Annotated in this window: 15 protein-coding genes and 2 tRNA genes; 11 read left to right on the top strand and 6 right to left on the bottom strand. The window is 53.4% G+C overall.

Features of this window, described 5'->3' with window-relative positions:
- Positions 1 to 86 precede the first annotated feature (86 nt).
- Positions 87 to 350, top strand: coding sequence for a DivIVA domain-containing protein (locus CHM34_RS09585; RefSeq protein WP_094264530.1), 264 nt, complete (start codon positions 87 to 89; stop codon positions 348 to 350).
- A gap of 45 nt (positions 351 to 395) precedes the next feature.
- Here the strand turns inward: CHM34_RS09585 and CHM34_RS09590 are convergent, their stop codons facing one another.
- Together CHM34_RS09590 and CHM34_RS09595 are read right to left on the bottom strand one after the other, a co-directional pair.
- The gene (locus CHM34_RS09590) at positions 396 to 1,337 is read right to left on the bottom strand and encodes a C40 family peptidase (protein WP_094264386.1); all 942 of its coding nucleotides are present in this window, start codon (positions 1,335 to 1,337) and stop codon (positions 396 to 398) included.
- A gap of 207 nt (positions 1,338 to 1,544) precedes the next feature.
- A complete protein-coding gene (locus CHM34_RS09595) occupies positions 1,545 to 2,138 on the bottom strand; it encodes a YqaA family protein (protein ID WP_094264387.1) in 594 nt (197 codons plus the stop codon).
- Positions 2,139 to 2,307: 169 nt separating this feature from the next.
- On the opposite strand from CHM34_RS09595, the gene CHM34_RS09600 reads away from it, so the two are divergent.
- Complete coding sequence (locus CHM34_RS09600) at positions 2,308 to 2,862, top strand: hypothetical protein (RefSeq protein WP_094264388.1); 555 nt, start codon at positions 2,308 to 2,310, stop codon at positions 2,860 to 2,862.
- A 47-nt stretch (positions 2,863 to 2,909) separates the two neighbouring features.
- Here CHM34_RS09600 and selB read toward each other — a convergent pair whose 3' ends face one another.
- Positions 2,910 to 4,811: a selenocysteine-specific translation elongation factor gene (gene selB / locus CHM34_RS09605; protein WP_141201673.1), complete on the bottom strand. Its 1,902-nt coding sequence runs from the start codon at positions 4,809 to 4,811 to the stop codon at positions 2,910 to 2,912.
- A gap of 169 nt (positions 4,812 to 4,980) precedes the next feature.
- Between selB and CHM34_RS09610 the strand changes: the two genes are divergently transcribed.
- Together CHM34_RS09610 and CHM34_RS09615 are read left to right on the top strand one after the other, a co-directional pair.
- Positions 4,981 to 5,054 (top strand) — tRNA-Gly (locus CHM34_RS09610).
- A gap of 123 nt (positions 5,055 to 5,177) precedes the next feature.
- The gene (locus CHM34_RS09615; RefSeq protein ID WP_094264390.1) at positions 5,178 to 5,807 is read left to right on the top strand and encodes an O-methyltransferase; all 630 of its coding nucleotides are present in this window, start codon (positions 5,178 to 5,180) and stop codon (positions 5,805 to 5,807) included.
- Between the two features lie 48 nt (positions 5,808 to 5,855).
- Here the strand turns inward: CHM34_RS09615 and CHM34_RS09620 are convergent, their stop codons facing one another.
- Positions 5,856 to 6,113, bottom strand: a complete 258-nt coding sequence (locus CHM34_RS09620) for a PGPGW domain-containing protein (protein WP_094264391.1) — start codon at positions 6,111 to 6,113, stop codon at positions 5,856 to 5,858.
- Positions 6,114 to 6,538: 425 nt separating this feature from the next.
- Here CHM34_RS09620 and fadH point away from each other — a divergent pair, with 425 nt between their 5' ends.
- The 4 genes from fadH to CHM34_RS09635 all read left to right on the top strand — a co-directional run bounded on the left by fadH (position 6,539) and on the right by CHM34_RS09635 (position 9,510).
- Positions 6,539 to 7,306 (top strand): 2,4-dienoyl-CoA reductase, encoded by a 768-nt coding sequence (gene fadH, locus CHM34_RS09625; protein WP_094264392.1) that lies wholly within the window; start codon positions 6,539 to 6,541, stop codon positions 7,304 to 7,306.
- Positions 7,307 to 7,504: 198 nt separating this feature from the next.
- Positions 7,505 to 7,601 (top strand) — tRNA-Sec (locus CHM34_RS19300).
- Between the two features lie 202 nt (positions 7,602 to 7,803).
- Positions 7,804 to 8,226, top strand: coding sequence for a preQ(1) synthase (queF, locus tag CHM34_RS09630; protein WP_094264393.1), 423 nt, complete (start codon positions 7,804 to 7,806; stop codon positions 8,224 to 8,226).
- Positions 8,227 to 8,319: 93 nt separating this feature from the next.
- The gene (locus CHM34_RS09635) at positions 8,320 to 9,510 is read left to right on the top strand and encodes an MFS transporter (RefSeq protein WP_094264394.1); all 1,191 of its coding nucleotides are present in this window, start codon (positions 8,320 to 8,322) and stop codon (positions 9,508 to 9,510) included.
- A 151-nt stretch (positions 9,511 to 9,661) separates the two neighbouring features.
- Here the strand turns inward: CHM34_RS09635 and selA are convergent, their stop codons facing one another.
- Positions 9,662 to 11,086: an L-seryl-tRNA(Sec) selenium transferase gene (gene selA / locus CHM34_RS09640; protein WP_094264395.1), complete on the bottom strand. Its 1,425-nt coding sequence runs from the start codon at positions 11,084 to 11,086 to the stop codon at positions 9,662 to 9,664.
- A 146-nt stretch (positions 11,087 to 11,232) separates the two neighbouring features.
- Between selA and CHM34_RS18955 the strand changes: the two genes are divergently transcribed.
- Together CHM34_RS18955 and CHM34_RS09645 are read left to right on the top strand one after the other, a co-directional pair.
- Positions 11,233 to 11,694, top strand: coding sequence for a DUF6359 domain-containing protein (locus CHM34_RS18955; protein ID WP_141201674.1), 462 nt, complete (start codon positions 11,233 to 11,235; stop codon positions 11,692 to 11,694).
- Positions 11,661 to 13,247 (top strand): thermonuclease family protein, encoded by a 1,587-nt coding sequence (locus CHM34_RS09645; RefSeq protein WP_094264396.1) that lies wholly within the window; start codon positions 11,661 to 11,663, stop codon positions 13,245 to 13,247. The genes CHM34_RS18955 and CHM34_RS09645 overlap by 34 nt, the downstream gene beginning before the upstream one ends.
- A 71-nt stretch (positions 13,248 to 13,318) precedes the next feature.
- Here CHM34_RS09645 and selD read toward each other — a convergent pair whose 3' ends face one another.
- Positions 13,319 to 14,368, bottom strand: a complete 1,050-nt coding sequence (gene selD, locus CHM34_RS09650; RefSeq protein ID WP_094264397.1) for a selenide, water dikinase SelD — start codon at positions 14,366 to 14,368, stop codon at positions 13,319 to 13,321.
- A gap of 214 nt (positions 14,369 to 14,582) precedes the next feature.
- On the opposite strand from selD, the gene CHM34_RS09655 reads away from it, so the two are divergent.
- Positions 14,583 to 15,611 (top strand): LacI family DNA-binding transcriptional regulator, encoded by a 1,029-nt coding sequence (locus CHM34_RS09655; protein WP_094264398.1) that lies wholly within the window; start codon positions 14,583 to 14,585, stop codon positions 15,609 to 15,611.
- Positions 15,612 to 15,638: the final 27 nt, after the last annotated feature.

Raw genomic sequence — 15,638 nt, forward strand, 5'->3', positions numbered from 1 at the left:
CAGGACGCGGGCCGGGGTCGGGACCGGTTGCCCGGCCGGGTTTATCGGAATTTGACCGAAAAACCATCGATGAGGGGGAGTTCACAATGGAGCGTTTAACACCCAGGGATATCTTTAACAAAGACTTCAAGACATCTCTACGCGGTTACGATGTAGACGAAGTGAACGAGTTCCTCGATATCGTGATCAAGAACTTTGAAGATTTGCTCGAAGAAAACCAACAGTTGAAGGAAGAGATGAAAAAAACAAACCGGGGACAGCGGTCTACATCTCCCGGTTCCCAATCTGATGCCGCGATTCACGACATTCTGCGCCGTTTGGAACGCCTGGAGCAGATGATGGGGCAGTAAAATATGAAACCGTGCGCGTGGGTGAACGTATTTTTACACCCAGTATCATCGCAGATGGTTACGGTTTTCGTCATCGAAAATTTCTGTTCCGTGATAGCGGCTTCCGCCGCAAAATTCTTCACAGTAAGGTTTGTCGGTCATTCGATTGACTCTGACCGGATTTCCCGTGTTGGGTGAATGGATAAAGCGGTCTTCGCCAATATACATGCCGACATGGTGGATCCTTCCCCGTCCCTGTTCATGGGCGAAAAACACCAGGTCACCGGGCTCCAACCCTTGTCTGGATACTTTTGTTCCATAACGGGCCTGAATGTCTGCATCCCGGGGAATTCGGATTCCGCCAGCTTCGAAGATGCGGTACATGAACCCGGAGCAGTCAAACCCCCGAGAGGACATGCCCGCCCATAGATAAGGAAGCCCCAGAAAGCGCCTGGCATTGGCGATTCGTTGGAGTCCGCCGCTGATAGGAAGTTGCCGAGCAATGGTGACATCTTTGAGGGGAACTCGACCGGTATTGCTGTCGGGAAGGAGTACAATAGCTTTTCCATCGCTTTCCCCGACCCGGGGGAGTTTGGTCATGAAACTGATGTTCAGGGATTTATTTTCACCTTCCGGATTCAGTCGGGTCTCGTCGGCTGTGACATAGGCCAGGGGTTTTTCTTCCCAGGCTCGGTGATATTGCGGGTCGAATGTAAGTTGATTGGCCGGAATCCAGCCGGGATAACCCCGTCCATCCTTGGGAGTGTACTGATCCGGAATGACTCCTTTAACCCAACCGTTCACCTCTTTCATAACGATGACCGGTTCGCCGTACAATAACTGAGACTCCAAACGGCCTACGAGGTCCTTCCGTTCCTCCAGACTCATTCCGTGGAGCCATTGCTCCCAATCGGGCGAATCGGAAAGAGAAGGCCGGTCCACTTCCCGGACTTGGTTCGGTTGCCTCCAAACATTGGCTACGGGAACACGAATGTAGCGTATGTTCATAGGTATCCTCCTTTGAGATCGCGGAGAACGGGGTTTTATCCGATTCTCGGCACATGGAAAAGTAAAGGGTTTCTTTTGATCGAAAATTTTCGGAGAGGTGACAAGTTTTCATCCTTCTCTTCTTCGAGATGAAACCGGCGGGATCCTTTTACCGTATGGCACAAAGCAGCCGCCCCGTTTTTCGGGTGCGGCTGCTTTTTTGAAATCTTATTTCCGAACTGCGTTGGTCCGGGTTCGTTTGAACAGACGGTAGAGAAGATAGGCTACCAGGATGACACCTACGACAATAACGGTAATCAGGCCAAAGTACTCGTCGATAAAGGATTCTGCGGCTTTCCCCAACCACATGATGAGCGCTGCCTCCAGAAAAAAGCGGCAACCTCTTCCGAGGAAGGACCATAAAAGAACTTCCCGGATTCTGATTTGGGATAACCCCGAGGCGATGGTAAACACTTTGTAAGGAATCGGGGTAAATCCAGCGATGGCCAGCGTAAAGCCGCCAAACTGTTTAAAATAACCTTCCACTTTTTCAACGGTTTCCCGTTTAAAAAAGCGGATCATGACCGGCCGTCCCAGTTTATGGCCGATCCACCATCCCAGGATGGCGCCGAGAGTGGAAAAAGAAGTGGTTAAAAAGGCGTACCATAAAGCGAGTTCCGGTTGGGCAATTCCCAAAGGTAGCAAAACGAAGTCCGGGGGAATCGGGAAAAAGGAAGATTCTGTAAAAGACATGATAGCCAGTCCCCAGGAACCGTTTTCCAAGAACCATTCCACTAAAGCATCCAACCACTGTGATAGCATCTTGTTAAGGTCCTCCCTGTATTCGTGACTTTATCATCTTAGCATGGTCTTGATTTAAGAAACAAGCGTCCATTTTTCGAATTTAAAACCGCTGTATCAAACTGTCAAAATACCCGTTGCCGCCCTGTACATACTAAAAATAAATCGGACAGGGAGGAGGGATTTTCCCTTGGCTCATAAAAACGACCGACAGCGGAAAAACGGCGGTCCGGAAGAGGCGTTCCGCCCGGCTAGGGATATGGAAGCCGCCGAAGAATACCCCGCCGCGGACGAAGTGGAATTGGATCAGGATTTTCGACCTGCGGATGAAGTGGATTTTGCGGGAGGAGCGGGCGATGCGGAGCTCGACTTTCAGGAGCCGTTAAACCGCCGTGATGATCAGATAGGGGCGGATGACGTGAGAGCCCCCCGCGATAAAAATGAAGATGTGGAAGCGGCAGGTGAGGTTACGCCGATCGGTCCCAGGGTGGACTTTGGTCGGGAGCGGGATGAAAACCGCGAAGCCGGAGAGGATGCCAGAACAGAAGGAAATGGAATTGGAACGATCAGTATCATCTTATCGATCCTCGCTTTCTTTGTCGTTCCGTTTTTGCTGGGTTCCGCCGGAATTGTTCTCGGTATCATCAGCGCCCGCCGGGGAAGCCGATTAGGCTGGTGGGCGGTCGGAATCGGTGCTGTCGCCGTGATTCTGACAGCTTTTATCGCACCGATCGCCGGGTTTTAAAGCGGATAAAAAAGGGAGGCCTCCTTTCGAGGATCGCCTCCCCTTTTTTATTCACTGGCCAAAACCCGTTCGTTATTCCGCCGCCGGGTGATCCCGCGATTATCCATAGTTTCCAGCAAAGGTACCAGGTATTTCCGGGACAACGAGAATAGCTGTTTTGCTTCCTGCATCGCAAGGGATCCCCGTTCCCGGATCCATGCCTCGACTTTTTCCACGGCTTTGTCAAAGGGAATCCGATGGACCAGCAAGTGATCGGTCAAAGGAATGAGGTCGCCGGTCCGTATCAGGTACAAACGTAAATCTTCGCGGATCGATTCGGGCAAGTCCGCCTCTTTCAGATGTTTTTCCCACTCTGAAGGAGTCAGTCCTTCTCCGGCGATTTGTTGAACCATGGTTTCCACCTTGTCCGCCCACGGATCCGGGATCGACGGCCGATGAGCGACAAGGGCGACGGTGTCTTCTTCCCGGCGCAACACGTGCCTTTCTTCCCAGTAATCCAGAAGGAGAGAGATCTGTTTAGCCGACTGGCGGGGTAAAAAACGCGAGCCCCACTCCGCTTTGGGAAGGCCGGGACGCATGGAATGTTCCCGATGGTATTTCTCCAGGCTTTCTTGAAACAATTTCTCTTTTTGTTCCAGAGCCGCCTTGGATGCGTAGCTGTCGTCGAAGCGCACGGCTCTTTTTTCCTCGACCAACTTCTTCAACTCGGTAAACAAATCAGCCTCCGATTCTCCCAATGAGCGGGCTAATTCCACAGCCGTCTGCAACAAATTTTCCGTTTCCAGAGAATCCAGGATACGTTCGGGAAGATCGGCTGTCGCCCGGCGGCGGATGGCCTCGGCGGCATTCGGGTGGACTTTGTGTTTCGCGGCGTAGGGGGTGACGACTTCACCGCCGCCGATGGTGGCGATGGGGGTCGGCCGCCGCAGGATAAACCGGTCGTCACGACCTGCCACGACCGGTTTCCACAGGTGAAGGCTGGCGTAGATCTCCTCACCGGCCGCCCACTCTTTCCGGTCATAGAGGATCAGATCGGCCAGAACCTCTGCTGTGCCGATCAGGACTTTGACTGTGCTTCGCTGTTTGAGGGAGAAGGTTAATTGCGGCAGGGAAACCGCCCGGATATCCATTCGGCGCGTTGCCTTCCAAGCCCCTTCTTGAACCAGGGTTTGCCCCCGGGATGGGAATGCCTTGTCGGACATGGTCAGGTTGAGAGCCGCTCGTTGTCCGGCATGAACAACGTCGACGGTTTGTCCGTGTACTTGAGCTTGCCGCACCTTGACTTTCATTTCCGATGGCAGGATGATCAATTCCGAACTAACTCCCGCTTTTCCGGAATGCACCGTTCCGGTGACCACCGTTCCAGCGCCTTTGACCGTGAAGGAACGATCCACCGGCAAGCGGAAAGGTCCATGGTCCCGGCGGGGAGGAAGGCGGGGAATACGATGGTCGATTTCGGTCTTCAATGTCTCGATTCCCTGACCGGTGGTGGAGGAGACGCTTAAGATCGGTGCATCTTCTAAAAAAGTGCCGTGAGTCGTTTCCCGGATATCCTCTTCAATCAGGGGAAGCAGTTCCGGATCCGCCCGATCGATTTTGGTCAGCACGACCAGACCCGCTTTCACTCCCAACAAATTGAGAATGGAGAGGTGCTCCCGTGTCTGTGGCATCACGCCATCGTCTGCCGCGACCACCAACAATACGTAATCGATACCCGCCACCCCGGATACCATTTGTCGAATAAACCGTTCATGGCCTGGGACGTCGATGACCGATGCCTGCAATCCGGAGGGGAGTTTGAGAGGAGCGAAACCGGGTTCAATGGAAATACTCCGTTTTTTCTCCTCTGTAAGCCGATCGGTATCGACACCGGTCAGGGCCTGGGTCAGCATGGTTTTTCCGTGATCGATATGACCCGCGGTTCCCAGAATGTAATTTTGATCGGTCAAACCGGCATCCACCTTTCTAGATTCAATCGATTTTCCTTTTCAACGGTTGTGTTTATTGTACTCGGATGGTACCAGGCGGAACAAGCAAAGGTTTTTTTCAAAAAAATAAACAAGGGGTCTTGTCTTCCGCCCACCCCCGTGCTATAATTAAATATGTCGTCGCCGCCGTGCGGATGTAGTTCAATGGCAGAACACCAGCTTCCCAAGCTGGTAACGCGGGTTCGATTCCCGTCATCCGCTCCAAACCGAGGCCGTTACACTTTTGTGTAACGGCCTTTTTTCTTTCTGAAGCGGAATCTTTTCTAGACAAAGGATGTAGAATTACGGAAAATTGAAATGACTATATAAGAAGGAGGGGATGATGGATTGACACGCGAGGAGTATGTACGCCAGTGGTTTGCGCGGGAAGACGAACGGCTTTCGTCGATTTCCGAGGGATTATCGGAGCGGGGAATGCCCCAGATCTCCGTTCCGCCTCAGGTGGGTCAGATGTTGCATATGCTCGTGAAAATATCCGGAGCGCACAATGTCCTGGAGATCGGAGGCCTCGGGGGTTACAGCGCGATTTGGATGGCACGAGCGCTGCCGGCGGATGGACGCCTTCTTTCCTTGGAAGTCAACCCGGATCATGCTGCTTTTGCAGAGGAAAATGTAAAAAAGGCGGGACTGTCCAGCCGGATTCGCTACCGAGTGGGGGATGCCCTGGACAGTTTAGAATCCTTGGAAACAGAAGGTAAGCAATTTGAATTTTTCTTTATCGATGCCGATAAGGAAAGCTACCCGGTTTATCTGGAGAAGGTGATCCACCTGTCCTCTCCGGGGGCGATCATTGCTTTGGATAATATGTTTTTTCACGATCGCATCTTTGATGAAGAAAACAGAGAGGATGCCGTCGAGGGAATCCGCCGGACCAATAAACGGTTGGCGGAGGATCATCGCTTGGACGCCACTTTGTTAACCATCGGGGACGGTTTGGCTGTCGCCCGCGTGAAGTGAAACGAGTGACCCCGCAAAAACCGGCCCCCGTCCTGGACCGGCGGGGGTTTATCGGTCATCGGGCAGAAGTCGTCCCCATTTGGGATGCTTCCTCCATTTGTTGATGCGTTTGGATAAGTTGGGAAAGCGATTCTCCAGCTTGTGCAAGACTTTCGTGGCCCAAGGGGACGTTTTGGAAAGAATCAGTAAGCCGATGAAGAGAAATAGAATTCCGTGTAAGAGCGGCAGGCAAATGCCGGCAATGCCCAGCAGGATGAAGAACCACCCGACGATTTGACCGCCGAGTCGCTTTAGATGTTTGCTCATAGAAGGACATCTTCTCCTTTGATCGGTGACCGTAACGATATTTTTGATCCGGCCTTTGCCTCAAACATTCCATTCATGCGAAGAGCTAATCGGTAAAATGGACTCTTTTTCGAATGAAGCGGTCTTTTGGCTTTTTGGTTTCTCTCTTTTCTTATAGAATACTATAAACGTAGACAGATGCAATAGATCTGAAATCATCTGTAGATCCATATTCAGGTGCCGGGGGGTCGGTTCGTACCTACGACATGGGCTTGCCACCATCCGTTCAAATTTTTGCAACCTTCCGTTGACGGTGCTTTTGGTGTCGGATAGGATGAAATTAGTGCCCTCCTGTTCAAAAGAGAGGAGGCCGTATACCCTAAAAATGAATGGCTATTCATTCATTAAGTGAAACGTTTTCAACGAAATAGAAGGAGTGTGAAAGAATGAAGGGTAAAACCGTGATTGTCACCGGAGGATCCAACGGCATGGGTAAAGCGATGGCTACCCGCTTCTGCCGGGACGGGGCCGATGTGGTCATTTCCGGCCGGGACCCGGAGAAACTGGAACAGACGAAAAGGGAGATGGAAGCTCTGGAGGGGCGGGTATTGACTGTGCCGATGGACGTGCGCCGGCCGGATCAGGTGCAGGAAATGGTGGAACAGGCGAGAGAAGCTTTTGGACCGGTGGATTTTCTGGTGAACAATGCGGCGGGCAATTTTGTGGTTCCTTCCGAGGATCTTTCCGATAAAGGATGGCATGCCGTCATCGATATTGTCCTCCATGGGACCTGGTACTGCACCCGTGCGGTGGCCAAGGACTGGATTGCCGAGAAAAAGAAGGGGTCCATTATTAATATTGTCGCCACTTATGCTTGGACCGGTGCCGCCGGGGTGGTTCACTCCGCCTCCGCCAAGGCGGGAGTTCTGGCGATGAGTAAGTCTTTGGCGGTGGAATGGGGGAGCAAATACGGAATCCGCATCAATTGTATCGCTCCGGGTCCCATCGAAAACACCGGCGGCACAGATAAACTGATCCTGAACGATTCTATGCATGAACGGGTGCTCTCCACCATTCCCGCCGGCCGATTCGGTCGCTTGGAGGAGATCGCCGGGACGGCGGCTTTTCTCTTTTCTCCGGAAGCGGATTATATCAACGGGGAGTGTCTGACCGTGGACGGCGGACAGTGGATGTCCGGCGGCCGATTTTTGTAAAAAAGAGGACCTTATGATCTTTGGAGAGTGAATCCCTCAGCTTGATAAGGGGATAGGAGTGTGTGTCGGCCGAGGGGGTTAGCTTCCTCGGCCGACGATTTTCTGGACGGTTGCCTTTACAAACTTGTGTTCCTTGGTTAAACTGCAGTTAGTTGCTCTTTAAAAGCAGTCAAGATATCATAAAACCGTTTGGACTGTGGGAGCGGATGGGGTACTGGTGTCCCCCCCGGTCTTCAAAACCGTGCGGGAGGCGCGTGCCGTCTCCGGTGGGTTCGATTCCCACACGTTCCCGCCAAATCAAGCCCGACGATGGATGATCCGGTGATTTTTCAATCGTTGGCGGGATTGAACGAATCCTCTTCGATGACTCCTTACACGGATGATTACGGTATCCCTGCAGGTAAAGGTGACTCACACCATACCGAGTCCGTGTGTGAAAACGATCGGGGAGGTTTTCATATGCCGAAATACGAAGATGGGGGAAGGAGGAGCAAGTCATGGAGAAGGAAACCGCGGACCAAAGGAAATATAGCAGTATTCGATTCGACACGCAGGATGAATCGGCGATCATGACCGATGTGTTGGAGACAGTCCCCTATGAATATCCGGGGAAGGACGTGGAAGTGGAGATTCCGACAGCGGAGTTTACCTCTGTCTGCCCCTGGTCCGGACTGCCGGATTTTGCAGAGATGAAAATCACGTTGATCCCGGATCAACATCTGATTGAAATGAAATCCTTGAAATACTATTTGACATCCTACAGAAATGTGGGGATCTACCAGGAGCATGCGACCCGTCGGATTTTGGAGGAATTGGTTCAAGTGGCTCAACCGAAATACATGAAAGTGGAGGCGCTCTGGAACCCCCGGGGAGGGCTGGGGACCCGTGTGGTAGCGGAGTATCCCGGCGAAGAACACTGATCTGTCGGGCTTATTGCCCGGCTTTTTTATTGCAGGGTAAAATTATCGATAGACTCAAAATCAACCGAACGAGGCGAGAGAGGGATCAGCTGTATGAACCGAAGCAACCGTATAACAAGGGTTACATTCAGTGCGTTCTTTTTTTTAATCTTCTCTGGATTGGGAGGATTTTTTCCTTTATTGAGTGTTTACTTCCGGGAAGAAGTCCAGCTGAACGGAACGCAAATCGGGATGATTATGTCTTTGGGTCCGGTGGTCATGATGCTCGTTCAACCGATCTGGGGGATGATTTGCGATTATACCCGGCGTTCCAACCGAGTGTTGACGCTGGCGGTCGGTGCCACGGGGACACTGGGTTTAGGATATCTCCTGTTAGATGAGTATGCGTGGATGTTGATTCTCGCTGTGGTTTTGGCCGCTTTTCAGGCGGCGATCATTCCCATTTCGGACAGTATCGCCATGAGCTATGTTCATCGGGAAGGAGGGGACTACGGAAATCTGCGTTTGTGGGGGGCCGTCGGTTTCGCTGTTGCGGCCTATTGCATGGGAGAGCTTTCCGAAGCGGCGGGTTTGACCGTCATCTTTTATGGATTCGCCGGTGCCATGTGGTTGTCCGTCGGGGTCGGTTTAAAGCTTCCCCGGGAGGAGGTCGCTTTGAACGTTGACTTGCGCTCAGGGTTGCGGCGACTAATGAGACGGCCCCAATTTCTTTTGTTCCTGGTTACCACATTTTTGGTGTTTGGACCGGTTCAGGCCAACAACTTTTACTTCGGTCTGTTGATTCAGGATCTGGGAGGCTCATTGGCCGGAGTGGGTCTGGGGTTTCTGCTCGCAGCGGGAACAGAAGCACCTTTTATGAAGTGGGCCGGAGGATGGATCCGCCGGCGGGGCTTGATTCCGGTTCTTCTGTTGGCCGCGGTGGTGTCCGGATCCCGTTGGCTTTTTTATGCCATGGAGCCCTCCGTTGTTTGGGTTTACATATCCACGGTGGCCCAGGGATTGTCCGTTGGGTTATTTATCCCCGCCGCTTTACAATATGTCAAAGAGGTCGCTCCCCGGGAAGTACAAACCACGGCGATCGCTCTTTACACAGCGGTGGGAACCGGCTTGGGGAATTGGTTTTTCACCTTGGTTGGAGGTTTTGTGATCGATGGATTTCATATTTTCACCGCTTATCTCCTCTACGGGATTCTCTCTTTGATCGGGGCGGCCATTCTGCTCTGGATCCGACGCCTGGATGTAAGAAAGAACCCTGTACCCGGGCAAACAGGTCCATCCGCTTGATGGAGGTCGGGGTAGGAACCGTTTTATGGACGGAAGCCGAGGAAAATCGTTTTGGGACGGAGTAGAAGGTGATCCCCCAAAAAAAGGGCAGAGCGTGAACAGGATAAGCTCTGCCGTAAAGCATAGTGATTCAGTGTGTTGTTGAATGGGTTCACGCCTCCCCGGTAGCGATGACTTCCCGGAAGGTTTGGACCACTCGGGGGAAATCCGCCTCTTCCATCGTCCGCAGATCGAAAAAAAGCTTGTCCTTTGAAACCCGGCCGATCACCGGTGTCTCCGCCTGGCGGAGCTTTTTTTCCCATCCGGTGACGGAACCTTTCACCGGGGTAACGGCTAAACAATAGGTGGGCATCTCCACTCCGGGCAGGGATCCTCCCCCGACTTCGGATTGGGAGGGGATGACCTCCAGATGTGCGAAATCGCCGATTTCCGGGGATAAGAGTTGTTTTAACTGCTCCGCCTGTTTTTGCAATTTCTCTGCCGGCTTCAGGATTTGGTGCAGAGTGGGAATCTTTTGTGCTGCTTCTTCAGGGTTCAGATAATGCCGAAGCGTGGATTCCAACCCGGCCAGCGTAAATTTATCGACACGCAGACTGCGGGCCAGCTGGTGTCGTTTCAACCGTTGGATCCACTCTTTTCTTCCGACGATGATCCCGGCCTGCGGTCCGCCTAACAATTTATCGCCACTGAAGCTGAGCAGGTCCACTCCGGCCCGGACGCATTCCTGAACGGTGGGCTCGTCTCCGATCCCGTGCTTTTTCAAATCGTATAAAACACCGCTTCCCAGATCCTCGAAGAAAGGGATGCCGTTTTGGTCGGCGAGGTGAACCATCGCTTTCCGGGGCACCTCTTCCGTAAAACCGATGATTTTGAAATTACTCGTATGGACCTTTAACAAGAGGCCCGTTTCCTCCGTAATCGCCTCGGCGACATCCCGCTCCCGGGTTTTATTGGTGGTGCCCACTTCGACCAACCGGGCGCCGCTTTCCCGCATAATCTCCGAAACGCGGAAGGATCCGCCGATTTCCACCAGTTGACCCCGGGAAACGATCACTTTTTTCCCTTCGGCCAAGGCTCGCAGGACGAGAAAGACCGCTGCCGCGTTATTATTGACTACCATCGCCGCTTCCGCTCCCGTCAATCGTTGGAGCAGCTCTTCCACATGGTCCTGCCGGGAGCCTCGTTCCCCTTCTTCCAGTCGGTACTCCAGGTTGCTGGCAGAGCGGGCGATGCGGCTGATCGCATCGGCCGCTTCCTCACTCAGTACCGCTCGTCCCAGATTGGTATGGAGAATAATCCCGGTAGCGTTCACTGATGGCTTTAACCGGGGCTCCGCCCATCGACGAAGGTTTTGGACGACGCGGTCCGCCAGATCCGTTTCAGATACCTCTCCGGGGAGCGAGTGTTCCAGGATCTCTCTCCGTCTCATTGCCAACACGTCCGCCGTACATTGGGACAGATAGGAGTGTGGGATACGATCGTGATAAGGTTTTACGATGGGATGTTCCAACAGTCGGTGAACCGCCGGTAACCGGCGGAGAGCTTGTTGTTGTTCTTGTGTAGGCAATGGGTTCATACCTTTCCACCAGAGTATCTTTTATGATAGCGAAAAGAAGCCGGAGAATCAAAAGGGTAACTGATTTGATAACAAACCTTCAGAAAAGATAAACAAAAAGCGTGTATGATAAAAGAGCAACAAAAAGAGAGAGGGGAGATCGGCTGATGTCAAATCCCGTATGGAAGCGGCTGAGTGTAATGCTGTTCCTGTGGGCTGTCATGACGGTTGCGGCCCTTCCTGCAGCCGGAGCGGCAGAGGGGGAAAAGGTAGTCAGTGTCGAGGAGGCGATCGCCGATAACAGCGGGCAAGCGACTGTGGAAGGGTATATCGTCGGAACCAGTTCGTCGACGAGTGCTCTGGGAGAAGGGAGATTTGAGTCGCCCTTTTCTGTTCGCACCAACCTGTTGTTGGCGGATGATCCGAAGGAGCGGGAAATGGATCGTCTCCTGCCGGTGCAACTGCCGAATCATGATGTACGGAAACATCTGAATTTAGACGATCATCCGGAACATCTGGGCAAAAAAGTTCGGGTCAGCGGTGAATTGTCCCCCTATTTCGCCGTGCCCGGTTTGCGAAGCGCTTCCTCCTATGAATGGGCGGAATCGGATCCGGAAGAGGTAGTTTAAAGGAAGCCCGCTCCCGCATCGGCCAGTCGGTCACGGTGGAAGGAGTGGCCAACGTCGATAACGGTCTCCTGCAACCGGGGAAACTTTCCGTATACATTCAGGATGAACAAGCGGGGATTCAGCTGTTCAGCCATGATCCGGACCGGTTTCCGACGGTTCGGGAAGGGGATCGTCTACGAGTGACCGGTACTGTCGGCGAGTATCGTCAAGTGACCCAGGTCATGGTGGATCGACTGGAGGTTTTGGACCGGGGCGATCCGGTTTCCGTGGAATCCATCCATCTTTCGGATGCGGCGGATCCTGAATCCGCCGAAGCTTTGGAAGGCCGGCTGGTTTCTCTGGAAGGATACCTGCTCCATCAGTCGGAATCCTCCGGCGGCGGTACCAACCTGACGGTGATCGATGAAAACCTTCAGGCGCTTACACTGAGGGTGTGGGAAAGCACCGGAATCAATCCGGACGCTCTCCGATCCGACCGTTGGTATACGATCACGGGCATCTTCAGCCAGTACCGGGATACTTATCAGGTTCTTCCGCGTTCCCAGGAGGATCTGCAGTTGATGGAAGAACCGAGGGAACGGCCGATCGAGGAAGGCGAACAAGTGGAAGCCGAGGTGGAACAGGTGGTAGACGGGGATACCCTTCGCCTGGCTGAGCCGGTGTTGGGGGCGGACAATGTACGCTTTCTCCATATTGACACCCCGGAAACCTATCACAAGGTGGAGAACGAAAAAGACCGAAACCAGATGAATCACGGGAAACGGGCAACGAATCACATGCGTTCCCTTCTCTCCCCCGGAGATGAAGTCGTCTTGAAACTGGGAGAGGAACCCCTGGATGACTACGGACGCCTATTGGCGGAAGTAACGCGTAAAACCGACGGGATGAATACCAATCTGGAAATGGTGAAAAAGGGGTATGCGATCACCTATTTCATCTGGCCTTTTTCCGATGAATCAGTGGATATTTATTCCCGTATGTTGACCATGGCGAAAGAGCGTGAAACCGGTATCTGGGATCCTGAAGATCCCCTTCTGGAACCGCCCTTTGTCTTTCGGGCCAGAGATCGGGGCAGTGAATTGTACCGACCCGTCGGGGATTTCCAAACCAAATATTATGTACCCGCGAAAGAATGGGAGTCTGTCCCTGCTGAAAACCGGGTATTTTTCAACTCGGAAAAAGAGGCAGAGGATGCGGGGTATCGTCCTTTGCCCGAGTCCCGATTGCAACGGGTGCGCGATCTGCAAACCATGCTGCGGAACCTTTACCGGGAGGACGAAGTAGATCGGGCGGCCGAACGGAAGCTGAATTCTCGGGTGAAAACCATGGAGCGGCTCCTGATCAAGCTTGAAGAGACGGAAAAGAACCGGACTGAAAAGGCCGTTTCTCTCCGACAACAGCTTCAACGGGCCGTGAAAAAATGGGAAAGCGATTTGATGAAGGAATACCGGCATGATCGCTTGACAGATGTCACTTTGGCTACTCTGTCCCCATTCACAGAGTGGATCCGGTCGAGTAATCCGGGTGTAGGGGAACAGAAGAACGCAAGCTGAATCCCGGACGCAGGCGAATCGGATTTTCAGACAAAGCCCCCCTCCCGACAGATTGGGAAAAGGGGGGCTTTTTACCGGATACGAATGACCGCCGGATGTTCCTCGACGACGCGGCCGATGATACGGGCCTCTTCCAGCCCATTCTGATGAAGAGCGTCCAGGGCGCGCTCCGCTTGACCTTCCGGCAGGGCGGCGAGAAGGCCGCCGGAGGTTACGGCGTCGCAGAGGATGGTGCGCATCGTCTCCTGGACTCCTTCATCAAACCGGAGGCAATCCTGAAGCCAGCCGGCGTTGGCTTTGGTACCTCCGGGGACGATGCCTTCCTCCGCCAGCTCTTCCGTCCGGGGGAGGACCGGCACGTCTTGAGAATCGATTTGCAACCCGGTGCAACCGGCCCGGGCCATCTCAAAGGCGTGGCCCAAAAGTCCGAAGCCGGTGACATCGGTACAGGCGCGGACATCGTAGCCACTGAGAACTTCAGCGGCCGTCTTGTTGAGAGAAGCCATCACACGGGTGACTCGGCGGATTTCCTCCTCCGAGATTTTGTCTCGCTTGATGCCCGTGGTGTGGATGCCGACACCGACGGGTTTGGTCAGGATCAGCTTGTCTCCGGGACGTGCGCCGCTTTTACGCCAAATTCGGTCCGGGTGAATCATTCCGGTGACCGCCATTCCGAATTTGGGTTCGGGATCGTCGATGGAGTGGCCGCCGATGATAGAAGCGCCTGCTTCCCGAACTTTATCCGACGCTCCGCGGAGGATGTCCGCGAGGACAGCCGGGTTCAGATGACGGACCGAATAGGCGACCAGGTTGAGGGCGGTGATCGGTCTCGCTCCCATGGCGTAAACGTCGCTCAGACTGTTGGCTGCCGCGATCTGACCGAAGTCATAGGCGTTGTCCACAACGGGAGTGAAAAAGTCCACGCTCTGAACGAGAGCCGTTTCCTCACCGATGCGGATCACACCGGCATCGTCGGGCTCCGCCAGTCCGACCAGGACTTCCGGATCGTCTGTTTCCTGGGGTAAGTGGCGCAGGACCTGCGCCAGGTCCGAAGGACCGATTTTACACCCTCACCCCGCTTTGGCGGATAATTGTGTCAATCGGATTTGATCCCGTTCCACGTCTTTCGCACCTCCTCCATGGTTTGCGGTCAATTCCCCGCTTTTCTACTATTATAGCCGAAAGTGATTCGAGAAGAAGGAGGAAGGGGAGAAAGCGGAATATTGCCACTGGGAGGGAAAAAAGGCGAAAAATCATATATAATGGAGCTGGAAGCGGTTGCAAGAGCCGTTGCCTCGGGATTGAAATTTTTAGTAGTGCAAAGGAGTTCCGATCATGGCTACGATTAAGGATGTCGCCAAAATCGCGGGGGTGTCCCCGTCAACGGTTTCCCGGGTGGTCGCAGGAAGCAGCCGGATCAGCAATCGGACCAAGGAACGGGTCTGGAGAGCGATGGAGGAAGTGCATTATGTGCCCAATGCCATTGCCCGCAGTCTGGCGAGAAGTCATACCCGGACGGTGGGTTTTACCTTGTCCCGACAGGCGGATCAGGCCTTTTCTAACCCTTTTTTTTCGGAAGTTTTGCGGGGGATGTCTTCCGCCGCCCAGACAAGGGATTACAATATCCTTCTCTCCATCAGTATGAATCAAGAGGAGGAAGGGGAAAAGTGTCTACAGTTGATCCGTGAACGGCGTGTGGACGGGCTGATTGTTTCCACTTCGCGGGTAAAGGATTCATTGATTCCCATTCTGGAGCGGGAGGGAACCCCTTTTGTGATTATCGGTCGCAGTGCGGAGGTTCCCGCTCTTTCGGTCAACAACGATAATCAACAAGCTTCTTATCAAGCGACTCGGCATTTGCTGGATCAAGGTTATAGGAACGTCGCCTTTATTTCCGGTCCTGAGGATTTGGTCGTCAGCATGGACCGTTTGCAAGGTTATAAGCAAGCTTTATTGGAGCAGGGATTTCCCTTTCGAGAGGAACGGGTCGTTTCGGCGGACTTTTCCGAAGAAGGCGGTTTTCGCGCTTTGTACAGCCTCAAGGAGCGAGGGGTGTTCTTCGACGCGGTCCTGGCGGCGGATGATTTATTTGCTTTGGGGACGCTTCGGTATGCGAAGCATTTTCATTTATCGGTTCCCGAGGAATTGGGGGTGGTCGGCTTTAATGATACGCCCCTGATGACCTATACGGATCCACCCCTGACCAGTGTGCGGATTCTTTCCTACGAACTGGGGAGAGAAGCGATGGAACTGTTGATGGACCGGTTGGGGCATGCGGGACGGCAACCGATGAATAAAGAGGTGGTTCTCCCTTCCCGGCTGGAAGTTCGCCAATCCTCTCTCCGTCGAACCGGATCGGTATAGGCGTTGTCGATTTCCGGGGAGGATAAA

Origin of the sequence: Paludifilum halophilum, assembly GCF_002245355.1 — a bacterium.
Taxonomy (GTDB): domain Bacteria; phylum Bacillota; class Bacilli; order Thermoactinomycetales; family DSM-45169; genus Paludifilum; species Paludifilum halophilum.